The following is a 23,497-nucleotide window of genomic DNA, read 5'->3' as shown; positions in this document are numbered from 1 at the left end:
TCCCAGGTGCTGTTCTCCACCGCCAGGTTGACGTTGGAGCTGTAGCTGCCGCTGGCGTTCGAGAACACCCGGGTGGCCGCATCCCGCAGGGAGATGCCTTCTTTTTCCGCTTGCTCCTGGGCGTGCTTGCGCACGAAGTTCATCTCCAGGGGCTCATCGGCCTCGGCGGCCATCTTCACGCCCTGGTCGATCAAGGCCATTTGGTTGATGAACAGGTCGCGGAAGACGCCACTGCAGTTCACCACCACATCGACGCGGGGACGGCCCAGGTCTTCCAGCGGAATCAGCTCCAGCTTGTTCACCCGGCCCAGGGAATCGGGCACCGGACGGGCACCGATGAACCAGAGGATCTGGGCCAGGGACTCGCCGTAGGTCTTGATGTTGTCGGTGCCCCAGAGCACGCAGGCGATGGTTTCGGGCCAGGTGCCCTGCTCTTCCTTCTGGCGCTCGATCAGGCGATCCACCACCACCTTGGCTGCCGCGACGGCTGCCCGGGTGGGAATGGCCTGGGGGTCGAGGGCGTGCAGGTTCTTGCCGCTGGGCAGCACATTGGGGTTGCGGATCGGATCGCCGCCGGGTCCTGGCAGGACGTACTCGCCGTCGAGGGCCTTCAGCAGGCTCTCCATTTCAAGGTCGGCGCAGACCTGCTCGAGGCAGAACTGCAGGTACTTGAACAGGGTCTCGAGTTCGGCCTGGTCTACGTCGGGGAATCCGGCGCTGCGGCAGGCACTCAGCCAAGGGCTGGGGAGCTTGAAGCCGAATTGCTCCAGCAGGTTGAAGAACCAGTCGAAGTTGCGGCGCAGGGTGACTCGCCCGTCGCTGCCGGTCACGGCCTTGACCATGGCGCCGATGGCGGCACGGGAGGTCTCGGTGATGACGCGGTTGAGCTCCACATCGGCGAGCACACCGTCGTCGTTGCCCTGGTAGACCTCGGCGATCGTGCGGCCCTTGCTCTCGGCCAGCAGGCCAGGCAGGGAGCGAATGCCCTCTTCCTCGCGCTCCAGTGCAGCGATGTTCACCAAGGTGGCGATCGCCTCTTCGGCGGTGGGGGGCTTGCCGATGGTGTGCAGACCGCAGGGCAGCAGACGGCTCTCGATCTCCATCAGCTGGCGGTAGACCGCGCCAACCACGCCATCGCGTCCGTCGAGGTCCAGCTCAGAGGCATCCACCTCGGGCAGCTCGACGTCCTTGTCGAGGTTGCACTGACGGGCGGTCTCGACAACGGCGTTGACGATTTGGATACCCCGGGAGCTTTCGCGCAGCTGCTGGTAGGAGCCCACCAGCTCACCCAGCTCCTTGAGCCCCTTGTAGAGGCCGGCGTTCTCCGCAGGGGGGGTCAGGTAGGAGATGGTCTCGGCGTAGCCGCGCCGTTTGGCGATGGTGGCTTCCGAGGGGTTGTTGGCGGCGTAGTAGTAGAGGTTCGGCAGGGCGCCGATCAGCGAGTCGGGGTAACAGGTCTCGCTCATGCCCATCTGCTTTCCGGGCATGAACTCCAGGGAGCCGTGGGTGCCGAAGTGCAGGACGGCGTCGGCGCCCCAGACCTTCTCGAGATAGGTGTAGTAAGCGGCAAAGCCGTGGTGGGGGCTGGCACTACGGGAGTAGAGCAGCCGCATCGGATCACCCTCGTAGCCAAAGGTGGGCTGAACGCCGACAAAGACGTTGCCGAAGTGGCGACCAAAGATCAGCAGGTTGGTGCCGTCGCTGTTGAGGTTGCCGGGGGGCTTGCCCCAGTTCTCCTCCAGCCGTTCGGAATAGGGGGTGAGGCGCTCGTACTCCTCGACGCTCATGCGGTGGGCGATGGCCAGCTCCGGTGCACCCTCGAGGGCCTCGGGGTCCTGGAGCACCGCTTCCATCAACTCCTTGGAGGTGCGGGGCAGGCCACTGACGTCGTAGCCCTTCGCGCGCATCTCCTCCATCACGCGGTGGATGGAGCCGAAGACATCGAGGTAGGCCGCCGTACCGACGTTGCCCTTGTCGGGGGGGAAGCTGAAGACGGTGATCGCCAGCTTCTTCTCAGGGCGCGGCTTGACCCGCAGGGAAGCCCAGCGGATGGCCCGCTCAGCGATGGCATCCACCCGGTCCTGCAGGGTGTGGGCCTTGCCGGTGGCGTCGTCGCGGCCGGAGAGCACGATCGGCTCGATCGCGCCATCGAGTTCGGGGATGGCGATCTGCAGGGCCACCTGAACCGGGTGCAGACCCAGGTCGCTCTCTTCCCACTCCTGGGTGGTTTGGAAGACCAAAGGCAGCGCCACCATGTAGGGGCGATTGAGCTTCTTGAGCACCTCAATGGCCTTGGGGTGGTCCTGACGGGCCGGGCCGCCCACCAGGGCGAAACCGGTCAGGGAGACCACGCCGTCCACCAGGGGCTGGTCGGGGTTCAGCGGGTCATAGAAGAAGGCGTTGACCGGTTTGGTGAAGTCCAGGCCGCCGCAGAAGACGGGGATGACCGTCGCGCCGCGGTACTCCATCTCCTGGATGACCGCCACGTAGTGGGCTTCATCACCGGTGACGATGTGGCTGCGTTGCAGCACCAGGCCAATGACGGGGCCCTTGCGCGCTTTCTCGCTCAGGTCCTGGCGGCTGGCATTCCAGTTGAGGTACTCCTTGAGGTCCTCGAACATCGAGGGGGCCAGGGGGTGCCAGATCCCCAGATCGGGGAAGACCTCGGGGTCGGCCACCTGGATCTCGGGGCGGTTGTCGCTGCTGCGGGGGAAGACGTACTTGTCCGCCAGCATCAACAGGAAGTTCCGGAGATTGTCCGGGGTTCCGCCCAGCCAGTACTGGAAGCTGAGCATGAAGGAGCGGGCGTCCTGGGCCTTCTCCACCGGCAGGTACTTCAACACCGTCGGGAGGGTGTTGAGCAGCTTCAACATCGCGTCCTGGAAGCCAGCGCCGCCGGCCTCCTTGCGCTTTTTCATGAAGCCGGCGATGGCCGACTTGCTCTGGCCAAGCTGGGCCATGGAGAAGGTGCCCAGCTTGTTCAGGCGCATCACCTCCGGCATGGAGGGGAAGACCACAGCCGCCTTGAGGCGGTCGCGGTGCGGTGCGACGGCATCGACGACCTTCTGGGCCAGATCCTCAATGAAGATCAGCGAGGCGATGAAAACGTCGGCTTCAGCGATGTCCGCGCAGAAGTCCGCATAGTTCTGGGGATCGCGCAGCTCTTCAATCAAATAGCCGCTGAGATCAACCGCCAGGGGACCGTTCTGGTCGTTCAGGGAGGTGGCGGCCTGGGTCAGCGCGTTTTGGTACTGCGGCTCCAGCACCACGTAGACGGCCTTCATCACGGCACGGCCGTTCACCTCCGCAGGGCTGACGCGGCGGGAGGCGGAGCGGACCTGCGTGAACATTCGCGCTGATTGAGCAATGTGAAGAAGCCTACGAAGGAGTGCGCTGTCTGCGCGAGGGTTCTTCCCTCCTGTAACAGGAGTTTCGGGGGGTTCTCTGGACTCTGCGACTCGTGTTAAGGGGCGACATAGGCTCGGGCGATCGTCTTGCGCTCCCCCATGACCCAGGCTGCCGCCAGCAAGCCCATCTCCGTTGTGGTGGCCGGCGCCTTGGGCCGGATGGGAGCGGAGGTGATCAAGACCGTCGTGGCGGCGCCCGACTGCCAATTGGTGGGTGCGGTGGACACCACCCCAGGCAAGGAAGGGGCCGATGTGGGTCTGGAGCTCGGCCTCGGTGAACTGGAGGTCGCGATCACCTCTGATTTCGAAGGAACCCTCTGCCAAGCCAGTCAGGCCGTCCGCAATGACGGGCCGGGTCAGGGGGCGGTTTTGGTGGATTTCACGCACCCTTCAGTGGTTTACGAGCACACCCGTGCCGCCATCGCCTACGGCGTCCATCCCGTGATTGGCACCACGGGCCTCAGCCCTGAGCAGCTGGGCGAGCTGGCCCAATTCGCCGCCAAGGCCTCCGTCGGCGGTGCCGTCATCCCCAACTTTTCTGTGGGCATGGTGCTGCTGCAGCAGGCCGCAGCCGCGGCAGCCCGCTTCTATGACTTTGCGGAGCTCACCGAGCTGCACCACAACCGCAAGGCTGATGCGCCGAGCGGCACCTGCATCAAGACCGCCGAGCTCATGGAGGAACTCGGTAAGAGCTTCAACCCGCTTCAGGTGGAGGAGCACGAAACACTCTCCGGTTGCCGGGGCGGTCAGCGGGAGAGTGGCCTGCGGCTGCACTCCATCCGTCTACCCGGCCTGGTGGCCCATCAAGAGGTGATGTTTGGCGCGCCCGGCGAGACCTATACGTTGCGCCACGACACGATCGATCGGTCGGCCTACATGCCCGGCGTCCTGCTGACGGCCCGCAAGGTCCGGCAGCTCGATGGCCTGGTTTACGGGCTGGAGCGCTTGCTCTAATCCCTCCAGCAGCAGACACTGTCGGCATGCTCATCCCGCTTCGCTCCGGTGAGCTGCCGCGTCTGATCCCCGCGGTGGCCACTGGCCCTCAGTTCAACTTCTGCAGTGGCAGTCCCCAGAAGCTGCTGCAGCGGGTCTTTATTTCGGTGATCGGCGGGGTGATCAGCCTGTTGATCAGCCAAGGAGTGGCGATCAACAGTCAGGCCTCACCGATCCTGCTGATGGTGGGGTTCATCTTCCTTCTCTATGTGCTGTGGGGGCCGATCGTTGAGGCCAGCCGCAAGAACGCGACGCTCCGCCGCTACCCAGCTGCCGCCATCTTCGAGGGGGAGGTGGCTGACCTGTACACCAAGGAATTGGTGGAGGGCCGCCAGGAGACCACCGACAAGCAAGGGCGCCTGGAAACCGTTGAGAACCGCCGCACCTGGCTCTGCCTGGAGCTGGAGGACGAGGACGGTTACCTCGGCAGCATCCGCTTCCCCTACGACAAAAAGCACAAGCAGATTCGCCGTGGCGCGGTCGTTCGTTGTCTGGTGCTGAGTGAGCGCAAGGACTTTTCTCGGGTGGGTGCCCTCAGTGATGCCTGGCTGCCCCAGCTGAAGCTTTGGGTTGGTGAGTACCCCTTTCTGCTGCGTCCGGCCTTTGAGGAGCTCTGCCTGATGCGCCTGCGCTGAGGCCAGGCAAACGGGGGCTTGTTACATCGCGCAATATTGCGTTACAGTTCTGTTACGTCCAGATGAGAAGCGCAATGACCCAGGCCAATCCTTCCGCCCCCGCAGTGATCCGCGGCGCCACCGTGACCGAAGAGGACGGCGGTCGCCTGAACGCCTTCGCCACCGAGCCCCGCATGGAAGTGGTGGACGTCGAGAGCGGCTGGGGTTTCCACGACCGCGCCGAGAAGCTGAACGGCCGTATGGCCATGCTCGGCTTTATCGCCCTGCTGGCCACTGAGATTGCCCTCGGTGGTGAGTCCTTCACCCACGGTCTGCTGGGTCTGGGCTGATCGCTCCCTAATTCATCTCAACGAGGCCGCAGCACAGAATCGTGCTGCGGTTTTTTTGTGCCGTTTCTTCCGTGCCCCAGCGCAGCGCCACATCGCCCCAAACCCTGCGCGCTCGGGTGAATGGCGCCGGCCCGACCGGGACGCTGAGCGCCTTGGCCCTGGCGGATGCGGGCTGGCAGGTGGAGCTCTGCGATCCCCTCACAGCTGCGGCATTGCGGGAACGCAACCGGGCCTACGCCCTGACCCATTCCAGCCAGAGCTTGTTGCAACGGCTTGGACTGTGGGATGCCTTGCTGCCGGCCCTGGCGCCCTTTCGCCGCCTGGAACTCTGTGATCGGGCCACGCACCTGCAGGTTCCCTTCACAGCAGCTGATCTCCCTTGGCTTGGGGGCGATCAGCCCGTGGGCTGGATCCTGCAGCACCAAGATTTGATGGGAGTGCTGCTGGAGGCGGTGCAGCACCAGGCGTCGATCCACTCGCGCCTTGGGCTGACTCCGGTGCCCTCTCCCCTGGGGGTGGATTTGGTGGTGGCGGCCGATGGCCATCGCTCCCCCACCCGCCAGGCTGCCGGCATCAGCCAATGGGCCCTGCCCTATCGACAGGGCTGTCTGACGGTGCAGGTGCGTCTGCGCGGCTCCGCCCCAGATCAGGCCTGGGAGCTGTTTCGCCCGGAGGGGCCCTTTGCGGTTCTTCCCTTGGGCGGAGACGCGTTCCAGCTGGTTTGGAGTGCGCCGCTTTCGCGTCTGCGCCAGCTGGAGCAGCTCGATGCGGTTGCCTTCCTCGATGCCCTCAGCGGCGCCCTGCCGGAGGAGCTGCAGGCCGAGGTGCTGCTGGATCAACCCCGGGCCTTCCCCGTTGCTCTGGAGCTGGCCTGGCCCTTGGCCCGCCGCGGCACGGTTGCCATCGGTGAGGTGGCCCATCGCTGCCACCCGGTCGGCGGACAGGGCCTGAACCTCTGCTGGCGCGATGTCGATCAGCTCCATCGCTTGGCCAGCCGCTGCGCCACGGGCCGTCTGCGGCCGAGCGCCCTTCCTGGGGCCTACGGGCGTTCCCGCGTCCTCGACATCGCCCTGGTGCTGCTCGCCACCGATGCCCTGGTGCGCTTGTTCTCCAATCGGTTTGCGCCGTTGCTGCCCGTGCGCCGTCTGGCGCTTCTGGCCCTCGGCCGCTTTGGCTGGATGCGTCAGCTCAGCCTGCGGGCGATGAGTGAAGGACCTTGCCGCCTCTGGCGGACCTGATCAGGATGGCGGCATGGTGATCTGCACCTCGCCACAACCCGCCCCCCATCCGGAGCTGCTGCGCTTTTTGCGCAACAGCCTGGGATTAAGCGAGAACGCCCTGGGGCTGGGGCTGAAGCAGTCGCAACTGGAGCAGGCTCCCCTGCCGGTGGTGCTCTGGCGCTTTGGCTTGATCAGCCTGGAGCAGCTCGATCAGGTCCTGCAGTGGCAGGACCTGCATCTGTAGCTCCTCAGTAGACGATCAGGGAGTCCACGGGCACTCCTGAGGGGAGTTTGCGTTGACCGCCGAGGTCGGCCAGTTCCACCACAAAGGAGAAACCCACCAGCTGACCGCCCACCTGTTGAACCAGTTCAGCGCAGGCCGCTGCAGTGCCGCCGGTGGCCAGCAGGTCATCCACGATCAGCACCCGGGGGTTGTTCTCAAAACCATCGGGGACGATCTCGAGGCGGTCCGTGCCGTACTCGAGGCTGTAGTCGACGCCGATGACCTGACCGGGCAACTTGCCGGGTTTGCGAACCGGGCTGAAGCCAATGGTCTTGGCGGTGGCCAGGGCGGTGCCGACGATGAAGCCGCGGGATTCGATGCCAACAATCAAATCGGGCTGAAGCCGGTCGCAGACCTCACCGAGCTGGCGCATGACTTCCTGCCAGGCGTCCGGCTGGCGCATCAGCGGGATGATGTCGCGAAAGAGGATCCCGGGCTGGGGAAAGTCGGGAATCTCTCGGACCAGTTGACGCAGATTGATGCTGCCCATGGTCGACGAATCAGCGCCAGTGCTGGCAGTATCGCAGCCATGGCCCAAGCCCCTGCGAGCGTGCAAACCCCGTTGTCCCGCCGCGGCATTGAGCGCCTCGATTTGATGCTCCTCTGCGCCGAGGCGCTGGATCTCAATGGCGGTGAGGCGATGGTCTGGCTGAGTGAGGAGATGGGTTTCACGGACCTCTTCCCCAACCGCGTTGAGCTCTGGAAACGCCGCTGCACCAATCCACTGCGACGCAACACCCGCCGGGCCTCGCTGAAGCCCGAGGAGACGGATGCCTTGATTCGCATCCTCACCGCCCTCTCCGAGCGGCTCTACCCGATGCTGCGGACCCTGCTCTCCTCCGCTGAGCCGCCGGATCTGAATGCCCAGCGTTGGGATCTCTTTCGCTCCCGCCTGAGGGAGCTGGTGCTGGAGCGCCTGAACCCGCGGCGGGGCGGGGTCCAGCGCCTGCTCGATCCCCAGGAGGGTCCTGCCTTGAGCCGTGAATTGGTGCAATCCATGGCGCTCTGCGCTGGGGAGGGCGGTTTTGAGCGCCTGCGGGCGAGCCTTCTTGATGCGGCTGTTTGATCACTGAGATGAAACTCACCACGCGCTACGAACAGACCAGCTGCCGCCTGATCGTTGAGGGCTTGCCGGATCTCTCCGCTGGCCAGGACTCCAGCACCATTGGCATCCTCACCGGCTTCACGATGGGCCTGGCGGGCCAGACCGAACTGGAGGGCAAGCGCGAGCACCTGCAGGCGTTGCTCACGGCTGTGATTCCCTACGCCCGCCATCTCCTCAGTGGCGTCCCCAAGGCCTTCGGGGAAGCAGACGCCCCAGTGGCGATTGCTCCAGGCGATGGCTGCCACCAGCTGGAGTTGCGCAGCAGCCAGCCCAACACGCCGCCCTTGACCCTGCGGTTGGATGACGCCGAGCTCGCGGACCTGGTGCGCTGCCTCGATCAGCTCCGTTTGGATGCCCGTTTGGCGCTTCCGTTTGAAGCCCCCCCCTTGGTGCCCCTGGCTCGCAAGGAGTTGCGCCACCGCCAACCCCTACTGCGGCGCATTGCGGCTCCGCTGGCCGGTGTTGCGGCTTTCGCGATCAGCGCCGCCCTGATCGCCATGCTGCCGACGCCGAAGCCCGCCCCGCAGACTGCCCCCGAGCTGGCACCGCCGGCCAAGGGCGGTTGACGTCCATTTGAATCACCCCACACTTGCAGTACTGCGATGAGCGCATTGAGCTGGTCGGAATTGCGTCGTCGTGTCACCCGGCTGGGCGCCAGCCTGGATGTGGTGGTTCGCAGCGATCCGGAAGTGTGTGGTCTCAGTGGTCCTGACTTCCACATCTCTTTGCATCACGGCGGCCAGGGGGATTGCACGGTGGGCGACCTGAGCCTGGTGGATTGCCCCAATGAGTTGGTCTTGATCGAATTTGAGCGCTGGATGCGCGGGGCTGGACACCAGTTGGAGTCATGACACGGCAACGGCGTTTGCGGGTGGTGGCAAGCCGAGCGGGCGCTGCAGAGCGTCAGCGTCCGGTGTTCCGCAAACGCAAGGGCAAGCGCCGTCCGCGGCTGATCCTGGAGGCGCTCTTGATGATGGCCGGCGGGGTCGGCCTGCTGGTGCTGTTGCTCCAGTTGCCGCAGCTGATTGATCTCGACAGCCTGCTGCTCGTGAGCACGGCCCTGGCCCATCTGATTGGCGGCCTCTCTCAGTTGTTGATGGGGGTGCTTCAACTGTTGGGGGTGCTGCTGTTGGGCGGGTTGGCTCTGCTGGCTCTGTTGTGTTTGCTGGGTGGACTGGTGCGCTTCGTGCGGGCGGTGGTGGCTCCGGCTCAACGCCGTTAGGCGTTGTTCTCCGGCTCCGTTCTCTTCATCCTGTGGAGACCGCTCTGATCGGTTGGCCCCGATGAAGACCTCCCGTGTTTGGCCCTTGGCTCTGCTGCTGCTGGGGGCCCTGAGTCCGCAGGCCGCGCAGTCCTGTAGCCGTGTGCTCTCCAACAGCAACGGTCAGGCCGTGGTTGTGGGGCGGACGATGGATCTCTACCTCGACGACCAGGCGGCTCTGGTGCTGCGGCCCCGTGGTCTGGAGGCTGGTGGATTGGTCAGCGCTTCGGTGGCCAACGCCAAGCGCTGGCGGGTGAAGCACGGCAGCGTCGGGGTGATGAGTGTCGGCACGGTGCTTGCCGATGGCCTGAATGAACGGGGGCTCAACGTCAATCTCCTCTACCTCTCGGGTAGCGATTACGGCTCGCCAAGCAGCGGCAAGCCCGTTATCTCCAATCTGCGGATGGCGGAATTCGTGCTGGATCAGTTCGCCACCGTCGAGGAGGCGATCGCGGGGTTAGCCCAGGTTCAGGTCGTCTCGGACCGCATTCTTGATCGCGATTGGGGGCTGCATCTCTCCTTGGCTGACCGCAGCGGGCGTTCGGCTGTGGTGGAGTTCATCGCTGGGCGAATGGTGGTCCATCAGGGCAACCAGACGCGGGTGATGACCAATGAGCCGCCGCTGGCCTGGCAGTTGAACAATCTCAAGCGTTACCGCCCGTTCGGCGGGGACCTTCCCTTGCCTGGTGATGTCGATCCCGCCTCCCGCTTTGTGCGGGCTTCGACCTTCCTGAGCACCCTGCCGAAGGCCAGCTCCGCCGCGGAGGCGGAGGGCAACCTCTACGGCGTGATGAAAAACGTCGCTGTTCCGGCGGGGGCTGAGGACTACTCCGGCGGTCAGGCGGAGGACAGCTGGGTGACGCTCTGGACGGTCATCGCCAACCTCGATGAAGGCAGTTACGCCTTCCAGTTGGCCCGAAACCCCTATCCGATCTGGGTGGAACTCAAGCGTTTGAACTTCGGCGGCGGCGGAGCCATGCGCCGCCTCGACGTGCAGTCCCCCGAACTCACGGGTGATGTCTCCGAACGTCTGAACCGGTCCTGACTCAACCGCCGTGCAGTTGCTGGAACCAGAAGCCAGCTAGCTGCCAGCTGGAGTACAGGAAGATCCCCAGGAACAACCAATTCAGCCAGGCTGGACGCTTGTCGTTTTCAAACACAGGTGCTGTCCGCTCGCTGGGGCATCATCGCCCCTGAAACCATTGCAGCACTACTCCTTGGGCCGCCGGACCAGGAACAGTGATGACCGCCAGGGTTTCGGCTCCGCGTTGGTAGTCGTAGCGGCAAAAGCCCTGGCCAGTCCCTGAGCAGGCACTCAGGCTTTTGAGCCGGTTGCCAGCGAGCTGCCGGTCCATCGGTTCTGGCGCGAGTCCACGCAGCGGCGTCCAGCCATTGCGTTGCAAGCTGCTGTCGGCCTGCTCGATGGGTTGCTGCGGGATGAGGCCAAGCTCCTGGGCCGCGCTGGCTCCACCGATCCCACTGAGCAAGGTCAGCAGGATCAGCAGTCGGCTGGCGGAGGGAACAGCTGCCATGGCAGCGGCCGAGGTGAAGGTCTACCTCGATTAGAGCAATGCTCAGGCAGGAACGGAACTGCGCTGTTCACGCACCTGATCGTGCAGCGCCTCCAGTTGGGCGTGGACCGAGCGCAGTTGCTCCCGAATGGCCTCGGTGTTCTCCAACTTGCTCAAGGTCAAGAGCATGGTTTCGATCTGATCCTTGCTGTTGATCAGGACGCGGCATTCGCTGGTGCCAGGTTCGTAGCGCACGGGAGAGTGTTCGCTGGAACACCATCGAAGCGAGCCTGGCCGCTCAGAAGTGTGCCCGATGTTGCGGTTTCGGCGGTTGTCACGGCCTTGGCCTCTGTTGGCCCCCGTGACTGAAATCTTGAGATTGTCTGATCTCACTTGCACGGCCTCGTGACGGCGGCAAGATGCGAGTTTTCTCTCGTTGGGCAGCCAGGAAGAGCGAGTCCTTCAGGCTGGTTGGAAAAGCGGAGGGGGTGGGATTCGAACCCACGGAAGCTTTCACTTCGCTGGTTTTCAAGACCAGAGCCATCAACCACTCGACCACCCCTCCAGGGACGACCTTGGGTCCTCCTCATTGTTCCATGGCCCCGCCCAACTCGCTGATCTCAGGAATGAGATAGCCGAGACGGATTGACATGGTTGGTTTAGAGCGCGGCGACCGAGAGGTCGTCTGATCCATGGCCGTTCTGTCCACCAACCTGCTGGCCGTGCGCACCCGTGAGCTGGCCGACATGATTGAGACCCTGCCGGTCAGTCTCAGCCCGGATCACCAGTACGAGCGTTGCTGCGAGTTGCTTGAGCAGGTCGCCGTCGCCCTGGACCTGCTGTCGGCTGCGACTCCTGGCTGAGGGGCTCAGGCCTCGAAGCCGAAGCTTTGGCGCTGCCTGGGGTTCAGCAATTGTTTGGTGACGTGTTTTTGGGCGTGCATCATCTCGGCCATCTGCTTGGCGAGGTGCTTGAGCAGCTCGAGGTCGTCCATCGCATCGATCGAGCGCTTGATCCGCTCGAGTTCGAAGTTGGATTCCAGGGACAGAGAAGTGGGGGCTGTCACGCGGATCAAACTGTGTGAACGAATGTTAAGTAGCGCAGTGGCTTGCTGTGGCTGCCCACAAAAAAGCCGCCCCCCAGCAGGAGGCGGCTCTAGGCGCTGGTGAGCGCCTAGTTCTCAGGTTTGGCCAGCGGCAGCAGGCACTTATCGGAGTCGCAGCCCGCGGGACCGGCCTCCATCAGTTCACCACCGTCGTAGCGCTGCAGGGCTTCGAAGAAGTCGTTGGTGCTGCGGCGGCTGACCACGGCGGCCTGGAGTTCTTCGTAGGTGTCCTGGTTGATCGGCTCAAAGGGCAGACGCGGGAAGGTGGCGTTGGCGTCGAAGCGGGCCAGCAGCGCGGCTGAGATGTAGCCCTGGCCGTTGTCGATCGCGGCGTGGATCGCATCGGTTAGCGGTTCGATCTCGTTCTCGCGGAACTCCACCGTCGCTGAGGTGTTGTGGGCGGTGTAGTGCTGCTGCACCTGCATGTAGAAGTCGAACTGGGCCATGGCCGAGAAGTTGTTGATCTCGACGGCATCGGCGCCGGGGATGTTCGCCCAGCTCACCTCGGTGGGGATTTCCACCAGCCATTCGGTGCAGCGGGGATCGAAGGCGTCATCGAGCAGGCGACCCTCTTCGTCCTTGTCGGACTGGGACGGAACGATCGAGTAGCCGTAGTCCATGCAGGCCAGGGCGACCGGGTCGTTCTTGCGGAAGGTGATCCGGCGGATGAAGCGCTGGGCCTTGGGGGGGTGCCAGCCGGGGGAGGCACCGGTGAGCAGGCTCTTGGTGCCGGCGGGCTGGACCGTGGTGCAGCGGTTGGGACGGCGCAGGCCGTGGCGATCGCAGTAGTCCCAAACGGCCTTGTTGACGATCTCTTTCCAACGGCTGAGGTACTCCGCTTCCTTGGCCTTGAAGGCCCGGCCTTCCTCGCTGTCCGGGCGACCGGCTTCCCACCAGGTCAGCCAGGGGGTGCCGAAGGCATGCACGAAGAAGTCGAACAGGCCGGTGAAGCTCACGCCAACGATCGGATCCCAGGCGCGGCTTTGGCGGTAGCGCTCCACCTCAAAGCGGTGGTTGAGCAGGCAGGCCACGGCCAGGCCGCCGGCGGTGAAGGCTTCTTCCTGGGCCACCAGATCGTCGGGGTCGATCCGGTTGAGGTGAATCTCAGCGAGGTTGCAGTGGAAGTCGGCGCCCAGGATCTCGCCGCAGGGGTTCAGGCCGTAGCGCCCCAGGCGATGCTCGAGCTCTTCTGCGCTGATCTCGGGGTGGTTGGTGGTCAGCCAGCGGGCGGCCTCTTCCCGGCCTTGATCGCAGTAGACGTCGATGAACTCCTTGCGCAGCTCAGGGGTGGAGAGCAGGTCGGCGTTGGAGCGGGCGATGGCCTCAGGGGCGAACTGAATCGCACCTTCGCCGGAGTGGAACTGCTTGGTCACCGCCTCGAGAACGGTCTGGCGGTCCGGCCGGGTGTGGAAGACCCGGGTGTGGTTCGCCATGCGCAGGGCATCGCGCTCGGGGTCGATGCGCCAGTTGCCATCGCTGTCCTGCTGCCAGAGGTTGTCCTTGGCGTTTGAGGCGGCGCTGTCATCAGCGCTGAACTGGCGCATGCCGGCGCTGCGGCGGATGTTGCCCGCGACGATGGTGACCGCGGCCTCGTCAATCAGCAGGCAGCACTCGACCGAGGTGAGTCGACGGCCCTGGGCCTTGTTCAGGATTTGGGCAACGCGGCCGTAGAGGTCCTTGAGCTTGACGGGGTTGGCCATGCCGCCGAAGCCCTTCAGGGTTTCGCCGACGGGCCGCACGTCGGAGAGGTCAACGCTGACTTCGATCGGGGTGTTGGCATCGAAGCGCTCGTCGCTGCAGAGCTCGAGCAGGAGCTGATAGCTGTCGACCCAACCGCGTCGGGTGTCGCCAACCTTGACCTGAACGGTCTGACCGTTGATCTGGTGGGTCGTGTTGTCTTGGCGCTGGCCGGCCGGTGTGACACCGATGTCGCTGACGCCCGTCACCTTGATGGTGTTGCGGACGGCGGGGAGGCGATCAATCAGGTGGGGCTCAATGATGGCGCCGGTGCCGCAGCCCATCATCGCCAGGTCCATCATCAGACCGAAGGCTTCCCAATCCACCAGGTTGGTGGAGGTGCAGTTGTAGGAACCGGAGAAGTTGTTCTCCTGTTCAATCCAGGGAGTACCGCCGATCCACAGCCAGCGTCCGGAAGGCAGAGCTTTTTGCTCCTGCTGCATCCGGCGCAGCAGGGCGACTTCCTGATCATTGAGGTTGCCGAGTTTGCGCAGGCCAGAGAGGTTGCGCTCGGCTACTTCGTTCCAGCTCTCGCGGCCGCTCGGTGTTTTGCGGCTGTAGGTCCGGTAGAAGACGGGGTTGGCCGCCGGCGCAGTGGCCGGAAAGTCAGGTCTGGGGCTGTTCAGGGCGCTGGTGCTGCTTGCCGCACTGGCTCCAGGAACTGACACGGTCACGGGCGTCGATCTCTAAGCGTGCCGGCACCCTAACGCCACTGGTGGGGTCTGCAAGCAGCCGTTGCCACCAGTGGCGGTGCATCCCCCTCTGTGCCGTTCTGTGGCCTTTGTGGGACAGGGATGTGGCAAATCTGGAATTTTCGCCAGATTGCAGATTCCAGTCCCCGTTGGCCTGATGCGCTGCCGCCGCTCCCCCTGGTGGATGACCCTGGTGATCGGGGTGCTTGTGGTGCTCCAGTCCTGGTTGCCGGCCCAGGCCGTCACCGGTAGGACCCGGGCGCTGCTGTTTGAGCCCAACGCCCGGCTGATTCCGATTGAGCAGCAACCCTTTTATGGGGAGCTGGTCCGAGATGCCGGCTCCTGGTCTGATGTGGTGCTCGGTCAGGTCGTGGGCAGCAGTCCAAGGGCGACCCTGCTCAATTTCTATGCGGTTATGGCCGAGGTGGGGGACCGCGCCGACCGCCTTGGTCGCTACAGCGCTCTGGTGGAGGCACGCCGCGATGGGGTGGACCGGCAGGAGCAGATCGATGACACCAACCTGCTGTTTGATCTGGCGGTGCGGGCTCTGGATGCCTCCGTCTTCCCCCAAAGCGTGCGGGGCGGGATGGCGGATGAGGCGGCCATCCAGCTGAAGCATGTTCTGGATTACGTCTTCACCCACAGCGTTGAACCCATCTCCATTCCGGACTCCGCAGGGATGAAGGCGCTGAACGATCAGCGGACCAAGCCGGTGGATGCCTGGCGCATCCCAGGTACGGCGATCACGTTGACCTCAGATCTTGTTGGCGATCCTGAGAACAACCTCTACGTCTTTTCCGCCGACACGGTGAGACAAATCCACGCGATGTACGAGGAGATCAGGGACTATCCCCCGATTCAGCAGCCGTTTGCGACACCTCATTTTTATCACGACTTTATTCTGACTCCCGGTTACTTGGTGCCACCGGATTGGTATCTCCGTTTCCCCAGGTCTTGGCGCTCCGTTTTTGAAATCCCTGTTCTTGACCAAACGCTCTTTCAGGTCGTTTGTGCCATCGCTGTCATCAGCATTTATCTCCTGGTCGCAGGCTGGTTAATAGGCCTTCTGGTCGATAGTTATCGCGATCGTCCCCTGGGTGATTCCCTCCCCGCAAAGCCAGGGCCCTGGGTTCAAGACGGAATTGCTTGGCGCCGATTCTTCTTCATTCTGCCGGTGCTGCCGTTGACACGCCTGGCTGAATATCTAATTGACGATGAGGTTAACTTCACGGGATTGCCGCTCGTTGTTGTCACCTATGCCTTCTACGTGATCTGGTTTGTCACCGCGGGATTGGTGGTCTTTTTGTTCTTTGAGGCGCTCGGACGAACCGGCTCGGAATTCTTGACCCGGGTGCGCGGCTCCGGTTCGGAGTGGCGGCTGCAGCGGGTCTCCAGTTTCTTGATGCCCCTCTGCCGGGCACTGGGTGGCTTAATCGCGGTAGCCATCTTCTATCGACTGTTGATCCTGCTGGGCTTGCCGGCCAGCACGGTGCTGGCCTTCTCGGCTGTTCCCGGTCTGGCGATTGGTTTGGGCGCTTCCAAGTTGCTCGGCAACCTGTTTGCTGGTCTTTCAATTCAGACCGACCGGCCCCTGCGGGTCGGTGAGTTCTGCCGGGTTGGCGACAGCCTTGGCTACATCACCAAGATCGGTTTGCGCTCGCTTGAGCTGCAAACCCTCGAGAGCCGGGTCACGATTCCGAACTCCATCGCCGATGAGGCGACCATCGTCAATTACTCCAGGAGGAGCCATCGGCCGGACCGACGGCCAATGCAATCGCTGGAGCTGCGGTTGGATCTCGATGGGGCTTTCTCTCCTTATCAACTCGAGGAGGTCTTGCATCAAACCCGTCGCTCCCTTGAGGCGCGCCAGGACCTGCATCACCCCTTGGTCACCCTGGAGCGCAGTGCAGATGGTGCGGCCCAGTCCCTGGTGGTGGTGGCCATGGTCGAGCTGCATGGCTGGCCCGCCTACCTGCGCCTGCGGGATCACCTGCTTCTCCAGCTGGAGGAACTGATCGAGCGGGCTCAGTTGTCGGAGATTGCCCTGGGGATTGCCTATGGCACGACGCCTGAGCAACTCCAACGGGTTCCGGCGTTAATGCAGAAGGCTGTCGAGGTGGATTCTGAACTGCGCTTCCTGGCCTGCCGGCTGGAGCGCATTGCCGCCTTCAGCTACGACCACGTTCTGGAGTTCAGCTCCCTCCACAGCGAGCACGATGCTTTCGAGGACAGCCTTCATGAGCTGAACCGCAGGATTATCGAAACCCTGGCGGCCGAGGGGATTGAGATCCCCTTCCCGACCCAAACCCTGATGCTCAACCCTTCCGATGCAGCGCACCCCTGAACCGGAATTGATGGATGCCCCCGAGCAGGCATCCGCCTACGCCGCTGCGGATTTCAGTGCTGGGGATCAGGCCCTGATCGAGCGGATCCAGGCGTTGTTCCCAAGCGGTCTGGGCCCGCGCGTTCTGGATCTGGGCTGCGGTCCGGGCAACATCAGCTTCCGCCTGGCCCGAGCGGATTCCGCGGCGGAGGTGATCGGTCTGGATGGGGCTCCGGCGATGCTCCAGCTCGCGCAGCAGAGTCTGGAGAAGGAGCCGGCTCTCGCCAAGCGGCTCTCGTTTGTTTGTCTCTGTCTGCCTTCGCTGGCCCTGCCCAAGGGCTGCAGTGGCTTGGTGAGCAACAGCCTGCTCCATCATCTGCACGACCCGCTGGTGCTCTGGCAGGCCATTGCCCAGGCCGCTGCCCCGGGTGCACGGGTCTATGTCAAGGATCTGCGGCGCCCCCCCAGTCCGGAGGCCGCAGAGCAGTTGCGTCAGCGCTACCTCGCCGATGCCCCGGCGGTGCTGCAGCACGACTACCTGGCGTCCCTGCATGCGGCCTTCACCGCCGCTGAGGTGGAGCAGCAACTGCACCGCTGCGGCCTGGACCAGCTGCAGGTGGCGGAGGTGGACGACCGTTACCTCGAGATCTGGGGGCAACTGCCGTGAGCTCACCTGTCAGGCTGGCGCCATGACCAGCAGCAGCGTGAGCACCACCCCCGAGCTCGAGGCCCTGGCGGAGGCCGTCTCTCGCCGCCGCAACTTCGCGATTATTTCCCACCCCGACGCGGGTAAGACCACCCTGACCGAGAAGTTGCTCCTTTACGGGGGTGCGATTCAACAGGCCGGTGCCGTGAAGGCCAAGGGGGAGCAGCGCAAGGTCACCTCCGACTGGATGGAGCTGGAGAAACAGCGGGGAATCTCGATCACCTCAACCGTGCTGCAGTTCGACTACAGCGGCAGCACGATCAACCTGCTGGATACCCCCGGCCACCAGGACTTCTCGGAAGACACCTACCGGACCCTGGCCGCTGCGGACAACGCGGTGATGTTGGAGGACGCGGCCAAGGGCCTCGAGCCCCAGACCCGCAAGTTGTTTGAGGTCTGCCGGATGCGCCGCATCCCGATCTTCACCTTCATCAACAAGATGGATCGCCCGGGCCGTGAGCCTCTGGAGCTGCTGGATGAGATCGAGCAGGATCTCGGCCTGGCCTGTTGGCCAGTGAATTGGCCGATTGGCAGTGGCGACCGCTTCCGGGGCGTGATCGATCGCCGCAGCAAGGAGGTGATCCTGTTTCAGCGGGCCGAGCGGGGCCGGGCCTCAGAAGAAAAGGTCCTCAGCGTCGATGAGGCCCGCGGCAGTGGCGCGGTGGAAGACGAGCTGCTCGATGCGGCCCTGGAGGAACTGGAGCTGCTGGAGGCCGCTGGCAACGAACTCGATTTGGAGTTGGTCCATGCCGGCGAGCTCAGCCCTGTCTTCTTTGGCTCGGCCATGACCAACTTCGGGGTGCGTCCCTTCCTGGATGCCTTCCTGGAGCTGGCCCAGAAACCCACCCCCCGCTCCAGCAGCGCCGGTGAGATTGAACCGGTGCGCCCCGGGTTCAGCGGTTTCGTCTTCAAATTGCAGGCCAACATGGACCCCCGCCACCGCGACCGCGTGGCCTTTGTGCGGGTCTGCAGCGGCAAGTTTGAGAAGGACATGACGGTGCAGCACGCCCGCACCGGCAAGGCCATCCGTTTGTCCCGTCCCCAAAAACTGTTTGGACAGGACCGGGCTGTGGTGGAGGACGCCTACCCCGGTGACGTCATTGGTCTGAACAACCCGGGGATGTTCGCCATTGGCGACACCCTGTACCTCGGCTCCAAGGTCGAATACGAGGGGATTCCCTGCTTCAGCCCGGAGATCTTTGCCTGGCTGCGCAACCCCAACCCCTCGGCCTTCAAGAGCTTCCGCAAGGGGGTCAACGAGCTGCGGGAGGAGGGTGCCGTGCAGATCCTCTACGACACGGACCAGAGCAAGCGTGATCCGATCCTGGCGGCGGTGGGTCAACTCCAGCTGGAGGTGGTGCAGTACCGCCTGGAGAACGAGTACGGCGTGCAGACCCGCCTCGAGCCCCTGGGTTTCTCGGTGGCCCGCTGGGTCGTGGGCGGCTGGGCCGAGCTGGAGAAGGTCGGGCGGATCTTCAACTGCAAAACCGTCCGCGATGCCTGGGATCGTCCGGTGCTGCTGTTCAAGAACGACTGGAACCTCAACCAATTGGCGGAGGATCACCCGGACCTGGAACTCAGCGCCGTCGCGCCCGTGGTGAGCGGTGTGGAGCCCATTGCGCTGTAGCCCCTCTGCAGGGCTCGCGGTTGCTTGTGTGGGAGCGCCAGAATCCGACGCAACGAAATATCACAGGCTGATTGGCTGATGCCTGGTTCTCTTTGGCTGGTTCGCCCCAGGACCGATGGGGGCAACGATTACGTCAATTTTGTCCGTGGCGGCATGGGCATTGAGATGAGAGAAGGGAGTCACCTGCCGCCGCAGATGCCCCTGTTGAAACGTCGCTGCTGGCTTGAGCTCGATGAGGCTGCCCGCCAGCGCATCCTGCTGCTGCGCCAGCAAGGGTTCCAGTCCAGCGAGCCCCTGTTCTGACTACGCTCAGGAATGCAATCCTGCGGCGCGCGGTGGCATGAACCAGGGTCCTGATTCCTCCTCGACCGGTTCCCAGCCCAGTCCCTACGAGCGCCTGGGCATCGAGACCGGTGCGGGCTTTGAGGCGGTGCAGGCCGCCAAGCAGGCCAGGCTCGATGAGGTGGGTGAGAACCCCCAGGCCCGCGCCCAGATCGAGGCGGCCTACGACGCCGTACTGATGGATCGCCTGAAGGAGCGGCAGCAGGGCAAGGTCAGCACCGCAGCCCTCAACGCTTCGGCCCGCGAGGCCAAGGCACCTCCCTCGGCATCACCCGCGCGGCCATCTCTGCCATCCCTGCCGAAACTTGCGGCCCTGCCCAAGCCGTCCCTGCCGAAGCCTTCGCTGCCTGCGCTGGAGTTGGCCGAGGGTCAGCAGCGTTGGCTGCCCGTTGGTGGCTTCGCCCTGCTGACCCTGTTGCTGCTGCTCGCGCCGGCCTCCTCGGCCGAGCTGGTGCTGGCCCTTTCCACGTTGTTCAGCGTTGTGCTGCTGCAGCGGCGCAGTCGGCGCCTGCTGCAGGCCGTCGGCTTCAGCATCCTGCTGCTGAGCCTGGGTCTGGGCATCGGTGCCTTACTGCTTCAACTGCTGGATCCGAGCTTGCCCCTGGGCCTTCCGCTCGATGCCCACCAGGTCCAGAGCCTGCCGGCCCTGCTGCTGCTGCTGCTGGGCGCCCTGCTGATCGCCTAGAGCTGCTTGCTGCCGGCCTGGTTCCAGCTGTGGCAACGCAGGGTCCGGGCTGCTCCCCAGGGGATCGTGATGGCCCAGAAGCGGCAACAGCCGCTCTGGTTGGAGCTGTTCAGCGCAAAGTGACTGCAGTTCAGGCAGTGGGGAAACCAGGTCATCACCAGGGCCTGCAGCGCTTCCCCGTTACAGCTCCGGCTGGGGCCCGATGGTGATCACCCCAGGACACTTTTTCAGCCGTTAGGCGGCAGGCGAAAGCTCGTCGATCAGCTCCTGCAGCTCGGCGGCCTTGATGTCATAGACCTCATTGCAGAAATGGCAGGTGAGTTCGGCCTTGCCGTCTTCGCTGAGCATCTGGGAGAGCTCATCGCGCCCCAGCAGTTTGAGGGCGTTGACGCTGCGCTTGCGGCTGCAGGGGCAGTGGAAGGTGATGTCCTGGCTGGCTTCGGCGTCCTCCAGCAGCTGGGGATCAAGGTCCGGAAAGATGTCCTGGAGCAGGGCCTCGAGGTTGCCCTCGCAGGCGGCCAGGCGGTCGCTGAAGTGCTCAATCTCGCGGCAACGCTCCTCCAAGAGCGCCACCAGGGCTGGCTCCCGCGCGGCCTTGGGCAGCACTTGCACCAACACCCCGCCGGCATGCCTTAAGCCGCTGCTGTCGATGCGCTCGCCCACGAAGACCGCCGAGGGGGTCTGCTCGGAGTGCAGCAGGTAGGAGGCCACGTCATCGCCGATGCCGCCGCTGACCAGCTCGACCGTTGAGCTGAACGGCTCCCCCTCGCCCAGGTCCCGAACCACGTGGAGGTACCCGGTGCCGGTGGCCTGTCTGAAGTCGAAGCTGTGGGCGCCATCGGCGCTGTCCAGCAGGTCGAGTTCGAGCTCGGGGGTCCCGACGTAGCCGCGCACGGTTCCGTCGCGGCCGGCATCCACCATCAGTCCCTTGAGCGGGCCATCGGAGGAGATCCGCAGGTTGACTCGCCCGTGGGCGACCTTCATGGAGCTGGCCAGCAGCAGGCCGGCGGTCATTGCGCGTCCCAGCAGGGCGGTCGTCAAAAACGAGAGGTTGTGGCGGCGGCGGGCGTAGCGAACCGTGGTGCTGGTGCTGACAGCCACCAGGCGGATCCCTCCGCCTGCAGCCGTTGCGCGCACCAACCGATCCGACATGCCCTGCCCCTTGCTCGAGGCACTGTATTCAGCGGCCTCAGCAGGGGATGAGCGCGGGCTGGAGTTGCCCATCGATCAGGTTCCAGCGCTGTCCTGGTTCCGTCAGGGGCTCGAACAGTTCAGGCTCATGGGTGACGATCAGCACGATGCGCTCGCGGCTGAGCTGATCGATCAGCTCAATGATTTCCGAGCGCACGGACCAATCCAGTCCGGCGGTGGGTTCATCCATCAACAGCACCTTGGGGTCCCGCAGCAGCTGGACCGCCATGGCCAGGCGCCGCTGCTGTCCGCCGCTGAGTTCCTCCGGGGCCTGTTGGAAGGACAGGCCGCTAAGGCCGACCTGCTGCAGCACCGCCTCCGCCTTCTCGCTTGGCAGGCGCCGTTGCCCCAGTCGCAGTTCTTGGCCGACGGTGAGTCCGAGGAAATGGCGTTCGGGGAACTGAAAGACCAGGCCGCAGAGCCAACGGCGCTGGCGGGCATTGAGGGCTTTGCCGTGCCAGCGGATCTCCCCGTGGCTTGGATCGGCCAGTCCGCAGATCAACTCCAGCAGGGTGGACTTGCCGGAGCCACTGCGGCCGGCCACCAGCGCAATCCGCCCGGGCTCCAGGCCCATGCTGGCCCCCCTCAGGACAGGCTCCGGAGCCGTTGCGGCGTGGTAGCGGAGCGCGTCGAGCTCAAGCATCGCTGGCCGATGGCCGTCAGGTGCCCCCAGCATGTTTGATGGGAGCAAGCCCTGCTGCATCGCGCTGCAATGGAGATTCGTTTTCGAGAATTTGACCCCTTCAATTGCTGGCTGTGGTTGCGCTTCAGCAATCCCCCGGGCCAGGGGGAGCGGGGCTATATCGAGACCACCTTGGACAGTTGGTTCTTCTTGGGCAAGTTGGGTGGGTTCAACGCCGAGAACCTGCAGGTCCACGAGGAGGGCGCTGAGGTCAGCTGGATGGGCTACGACGCCGAGACGGCGGAGCGGGCCATGCCTGCACTGATGCACAACATGGGTGAAATCGAGTACCAGGGCTCCTGGGCTCGCTGCTGGGTGGATCTGGGCACCAGTGACGGCTTTGCCCTCGATGTCCTGATCAACACCCTGCGCCAGATCGACTCCGATGTGGTGCAGATCGAGGAGCTGCTGATCGGTGGGGCCAATGAGGACTGGCCCGTGGAGGACCATCCCGAAAGCCTGTTCCCCGTCGGAGCCCCGGACGCGTAGTCCATGGCCCGGGAGCTGCGTCGGCTGTTGATTGCACCGGAGCGCCTGGCTTCGCAGATCGCGTTGACCCGTGAGGAGGAGCGCTATCTCACCCGCGTGCTGCGGTTCAGTGCCGGTGATCGCTTCGCCGTGGTCAACGGTCAGGGCGCCCTCTGGACGGCCGTGCTTCGGCAGTCCGCCTGCGCCGAGCTGGAGCAGAGCCTGGAGGCGCCCTTGGAGCAGCAGCCTGCACCGGCTCCCCAGCTGGTCTTGGCCGCTGCGGTGGTCAAGCGCGACTTTGAGGTGGTGTTGCGTATGGCCGTCGAGCTGGGGGTGGATCGCTTCATCCCGCTTCTCTGTGAGCGAACGGTCGTCCAGGGCAGCCTGCGGCTGGAGCGCTGGCGCAGCATTGCCGCTGAAGCGGCTGAGCAATGTGAACGGCTCTGGTCGCCGCGGATTGAGGAGCCGATGGACGTCCATCAGCTCCTGGGCCTGAGGGATTCGGCGGTTCCAGGGTTTTGGGCGACCACCCGTCAGCAAGAGCTGCCGCTGTTGGCTTCTGTGCTCGCCGATCAGCCCTTGGAGCGTCTCTCCAGCCTTTGGCTGGCCTGCGGCCCTGAGGGGGGCTGGTCCCCCAGCGAAGAACAGGCCGCCGAGGCGGCCGGATGGAAGCCCGTTGATCTGGGCCCTCGCATCCTGCGCAGCTCGACGGCCTGCGTGAGTGGCTTGAGCAGCCTGAGTAGTGCCCGCGTTGCGCGCTGCGGCAGCTAGCTCAGAGCCTCAGCCTTACTTCTTGCCAAACATGCCGCTGGCCATGCTGCGGAAGCCGGCGAGGTTGGCGCCACCGCGGCGGCGACGCATCGGCAGGGCGCCGCCGGCGGTCACACACTCGGGGGCGAAGGTGGCGTCGGTCTTGGCGGGAAGAGCGGCTTGCTCCGCGGCTAATTCAGCGGCGATCGCTTCAGCGGTGGTTTGCACCGAACCGGTCGCTGCAGGTGCGGTTTCAGCAGGTGCAGCGGCGGCGCTTGCCTTGAGTGCAACGGCAGCCTTGGCCTCGACAGGAGCCTTGGCCTTGGGCTTCTCGGCAATGGGGGCCACAGTCACCGACTGTTCAGCTGCCTTCTCATCGAGGTTGAGGAAGAAGCTGCCTTTGCGGTTGAACACCATGGCGCCGGTAATAGACCGTTTGCAGGAT

The 23,497-nt window shown here is 64.4% G+C and carries 28 protein-coding genes and 1 tRNA gene; 18 read left to right on the top strand and 11 right to left on the bottom strand.

Going from position 1 to position 23,497, the window contains the following annotated elements:
* On the bottom strand, window positions 1–3,350 hold a 3,350-nt coding region (locus tag QZ189_RS03600), incomplete at its 3' end, for a magnesium chelatase subunit H (RefSeq protein ID WP_296420964.1).
* A 156-nt stretch (window positions 3,351–3,506) separates the two neighbouring features.
* On the opposite strand from QZ189_RS03600, the gene dapB reads away from it, so the two are divergent.
* From dapB to QZ189_RS03575, 5 genes are all read left to right on the top strand, one after another.
* Window positions 3,507–4,361 carry a 4-hydroxy-tetrahydrodipicolinate reductase gene (gene dapB / locus QZ189_RS03595; RefSeq protein ID WP_296420962.1) on the top strand — a complete coding sequence of 285 codons (855 nt, stop codon included), beginning with the start codon at window positions 3,507–3,509 and terminating at the stop codon, window positions 4,359–4,361.
* Window positions 4,362–4,387: 26 nt separating this feature from the next.
* Window positions 4,388–5,035 carry a hypothetical protein gene (locus QZ189_RS03590; protein WP_010317571.1) on the top strand — a complete coding sequence of 216 codons (648 nt, stop codon included), beginning with the start codon at window positions 4,388–4,390 and terminating at the stop codon, window positions 5,033–5,035.
* 74 nt (window positions 5,036–5,109) lie between these two features.
* On the top strand, window positions 5,110–5,364 hold the full coding sequence (locus tag QZ189_RS03585; RefSeq protein ID WP_010317569.1) for a hypothetical protein: 255 nt from the start codon (window positions 5,110–5,112) through the stop codon (window positions 5,362–5,364).
* A gap of 71 nt (window positions 5,365–5,435) precedes the next feature.
* Window positions 5,436–6,602: an FAD-dependent monooxygenase gene (locus QZ189_RS03580; RefSeq protein ID WP_296420960.1), complete on the top strand. Its 1,167-nt coding sequence runs from the start codon at window positions 5,436–5,438 to the stop codon at window positions 6,600–6,602.
* A 13-nt stretch (window positions 6,603–6,615) separates the two neighbouring features.
* Window positions 6,616–6,828: a DUF2949 domain-containing protein gene (locus QZ189_RS03575; RefSeq protein ID WP_010317567.1), complete on the top strand. Its 213-nt coding sequence runs from the start codon at window positions 6,616–6,618 to the stop codon at window positions 6,826–6,828.
* Window positions 6,829–6,832: 4 nt separating this feature from the next.
* On the opposite strand, the gene QZ189_RS03570 is transcribed toward QZ189_RS03575, so the two are convergent.
* Window positions 6,833–7,357, bottom strand: coding sequence for an adenine phosphoribosyltransferase (locus QZ189_RS03570; protein ID WP_010317566.1), 525 nt, complete (start codon window positions 7,355–7,357; stop codon window positions 6,833–6,835).
* A 39-nt stretch (window positions 7,358–7,396) separates the two neighbouring features.
* Here QZ189_RS03570 and QZ189_RS03565 point away from each other — a divergent pair, with 39 nt between their 5' ends.
* The 5 genes from QZ189_RS03565 (at window position 7,397) to QZ189_RS03545 (ending at window position 10,278) form a co-directional block, all read left to right on the top strand.
* Entirely contained in the window at window positions 7,397–7,933 is a 537-nt protein-coding gene (locus tag QZ189_RS03565) for a DUF3038 domain-containing protein (protein ID WP_247478812.1), read from the top strand.
* Between the two features lie 8 nt (window positions 7,934–7,941).
* Entirely contained in the window at window positions 7,942–8,538 is a 597-nt protein-coding gene (locus tag QZ189_RS03560) for a DUF4335 domain-containing protein (RefSeq protein WP_247478810.1), read from the top strand.
* 36 nt (window positions 8,539–8,574) lie between these two features.
* Window positions 8,575–8,823, top strand: a complete 249-nt coding sequence (locus QZ189_RS03555; protein WP_247478808.1) for a hypothetical protein — start codon at window positions 8,575–8,577, stop codon at window positions 8,821–8,823.
* Complete coding sequence (locus tag QZ189_RS03550; RefSeq protein WP_296416536.1) at window positions 8,820–9,194, top strand: hypothetical protein; 375 nt, start codon at window positions 8,820–8,822, stop codon at window positions 9,192–9,194. Before QZ189_RS03555 ends, QZ189_RS03550 begins: the two co-directional genes overlap by 4 nt.
* Window positions 9,195–9,255: 61 nt before the next feature.
* Window positions 9,256–10,278 (top strand): linear amide C-N hydrolase, encoded by a 1,023-nt coding sequence (locus QZ189_RS03545; RefSeq protein ID WP_296416535.1) that lies wholly within the window; start codon window positions 9,256–9,258, stop codon window positions 10,276–10,278.
* A gap of 139 nt (window positions 10,279–10,417) precedes the next feature.
* On the opposite strand, the gene QZ189_RS03540 is transcribed toward QZ189_RS03545, so the two are convergent.
* The 3 genes from QZ189_RS03540 to QZ189_RS03530 all read right to left on the bottom strand — a co-directional run bounded on the left by QZ189_RS03540 (window position 10,418) and on the right by QZ189_RS03530 (window position 11,309).
* Window positions 10,418–10,765: a hypothetical protein gene (locus QZ189_RS03540; RefSeq protein ID WP_296416534.1), complete on the bottom strand. Its 348-nt coding sequence runs from the start codon at window positions 10,763–10,765 to the stop codon at window positions 10,418–10,420.
* Window positions 10,766–10,807: 42 nt separating this feature from the next.
* Complete coding sequence (locus tag QZ189_RS03535) at window positions 10,808–10,999, bottom strand: hypothetical protein (protein WP_010317549.1); 192 nt, start codon at window positions 10,997–10,999, stop codon at window positions 10,808–10,810.
* Between the two features lie 225 nt (window positions 11,000–11,224).
* A tRNA-Ser gene (locus QZ189_RS03530) sits at window positions 11,225–11,309 on the bottom strand.
* A gap of 127 nt (window positions 11,310–11,436) precedes the next feature.
* On the opposite strand from QZ189_RS03530, the gene QZ189_RS03525 reads away from it, so the two are divergent.
* On the top strand, window positions 11,437–11,607 hold the full coding sequence (locus QZ189_RS03525; protein ID WP_010317547.1) for a hypothetical protein: 171 nt from the start codon (window positions 11,437–11,439) through the stop codon (window positions 11,605–11,607).
* Between the two features lie 5 nt (window positions 11,608–11,612).
* Here QZ189_RS03525 and QZ189_RS03520 read toward each other — a convergent pair whose 3' ends face one another.
* Both QZ189_RS03520 and nrdJ read right to left on the bottom strand, forming a co-directional pair.
* The gene (locus QZ189_RS03520; RefSeq protein ID WP_010317545.1) at window positions 11,613–11,810 is read right to left on the bottom strand and encodes a hypothetical protein; all 198 of its coding nucleotides are present in this window, start codon (window positions 11,808–11,810) and stop codon (window positions 11,613–11,615) included.
* Between the two features lie 107 nt (window positions 11,811–11,917).
* Window positions 11,918–14,254 (bottom strand): ribonucleoside-triphosphate reductase, adenosylcobalamin-dependent, encoded by a 2,337-nt coding sequence (gene nrdJ, locus QZ189_RS03515; protein WP_296416543.1) that lies wholly within the window; start codon window positions 14,252–14,254, stop codon window positions 11,918–11,920.
* A 181-nt stretch (window positions 14,255–14,435) separates the two neighbouring features.
* Here nrdJ and QZ189_RS03510 point away from each other — a divergent pair, with 181 nt between their 5' ends.
* The 5 genes from QZ189_RS03510 to QZ189_RS03490 all read left to right on the top strand — a co-directional run bounded on the left by QZ189_RS03510 (window position 14,436) and on the right by QZ189_RS03490 (window position 19,961).
* Entirely contained in the window at window positions 14,436–16,622 is a 2,187-nt protein-coding gene (locus QZ189_RS03510; protein WP_296420957.1) for a mechanosensitive ion channel domain-containing protein, read from the top strand.
* Complete coding sequence (locus tag QZ189_RS03505; RefSeq protein WP_296416532.1) at window positions 16,606–17,268, top strand: class I SAM-dependent methyltransferase; 663 nt, start codon at window positions 16,606–16,608, stop codon at window positions 17,266–17,268. Before QZ189_RS03510 ends, QZ189_RS03505 begins: the two co-directional genes overlap by 17 nt.
* Before the next feature lie 22 nt (window positions 17,269–17,290).
* A complete protein-coding gene (locus QZ189_RS03500) occupies window positions 17,291–18,934 on the top strand; it encodes a peptide chain release factor 3 (RefSeq protein WP_296420955.1) in 1,644 nt (547 codons plus the stop codon).
* A gap of 78 nt (window positions 18,935–19,012) precedes the next feature.
* The gene (locus tag QZ189_RS03495) at window positions 19,013–19,237 is read left to right on the top strand and encodes a hypothetical protein (RefSeq protein WP_247478797.1); all 225 of its coding nucleotides are present in this window, start codon (window positions 19,013–19,015) and stop codon (window positions 19,235–19,237) included.
* A 37-nt stretch (window positions 19,238–19,274) separates the two neighbouring features.
* The gene (locus tag QZ189_RS03490; RefSeq protein ID WP_296420952.1) at window positions 19,275–19,961 is read left to right on the top strand and encodes a CPP1-like family protein; all 687 of its coding nucleotides are present in this window, start codon (window positions 19,275–19,277) and stop codon (window positions 19,959–19,961) included.
* On the opposite strand, the gene QZ189_RS03485 is transcribed toward QZ189_RS03490, so the two are convergent.
* The 3 genes from QZ189_RS03485 to QZ189_RS03475 form a co-directional block, all read right to left on the bottom strand.
* Window positions 19,958–20,116, bottom strand: a complete 159-nt coding sequence (locus tag QZ189_RS03485; protein ID WP_247478793.1) for a hypothetical protein — start codon at window positions 20,114–20,116, stop codon at window positions 19,958–19,960. The genes QZ189_RS03490 and QZ189_RS03485 overlap by 4 nt on opposite strands.
* Window positions 20,117–20,195: 79 nt before the next feature.
* Window positions 20,196–21,113, bottom strand: coding sequence for an Hsp33 family molecular chaperone HslO (hslO, locus tag QZ189_RS03480; protein WP_010317531.1), 918 nt, complete (start codon window positions 21,111–21,113; stop codon window positions 20,196–20,198).
* A gap of 37 nt (window positions 21,114–21,150) precedes the next feature.
* The gene (locus QZ189_RS03475; protein ID WP_043706045.1) at window positions 21,151–21,795 is read right to left on the bottom strand and encodes an ABC transporter ATP-binding protein; all 645 of its coding nucleotides are present in this window, start codon (window positions 21,793–21,795) and stop codon (window positions 21,151–21,153) included.
* A gap of 69 nt (window positions 21,796–21,864) precedes the next feature.
* Here QZ189_RS03475 and QZ189_RS03470 point away from each other — a divergent pair, with 69 nt between their 5' ends.
* Entirely contained in the window at window positions 21,865–22,323 is a 459-nt protein-coding gene (locus tag QZ189_RS03470) for a DUF3531 family protein (RefSeq protein WP_010317529.1), read from the top strand.
* Window positions 22,324–22,326: 3 nt separating this feature from the next.
* Window positions 22,327–23,073 (top strand): 16S rRNA (uracil(1498)-N(3))-methyltransferase, encoded by a 747-nt coding sequence (locus QZ189_RS03465; protein ID WP_247478789.1) that lies wholly within the window; start codon window positions 22,327–22,329, stop codon window positions 23,071–23,073.
* 15 nt (window positions 23,074–23,088) lie between these two features.
* On the opposite strand, the gene QZ189_RS03460 is transcribed toward QZ189_RS03465, so the two are convergent.
* Entirely contained in the window at window positions 23,089–23,469 is a 381-nt protein-coding gene (locus tag QZ189_RS03460; RefSeq protein WP_247478786.1) for a hypothetical protein, read from the bottom strand.
* Window positions 23,470–23,497: the final 28 nt, after the last annotated feature.

Origin of the sequence: Vulcanococcus sp. CPBay_Sum15L08_68, assembly GCF_017855895.1 — a bacterium.
In the GTDB taxonomy this organism is placed as follows: domain Bacteria; phylum Cyanobacteriota; class Cyanobacteriia; order PCC-6307; family Cyanobiaceae; genus Vulcanococcus.
Note: the sequence above shows the minus strand (reverse complement) of the source record. Positions and strands in the feature narration are given on the sequence as shown.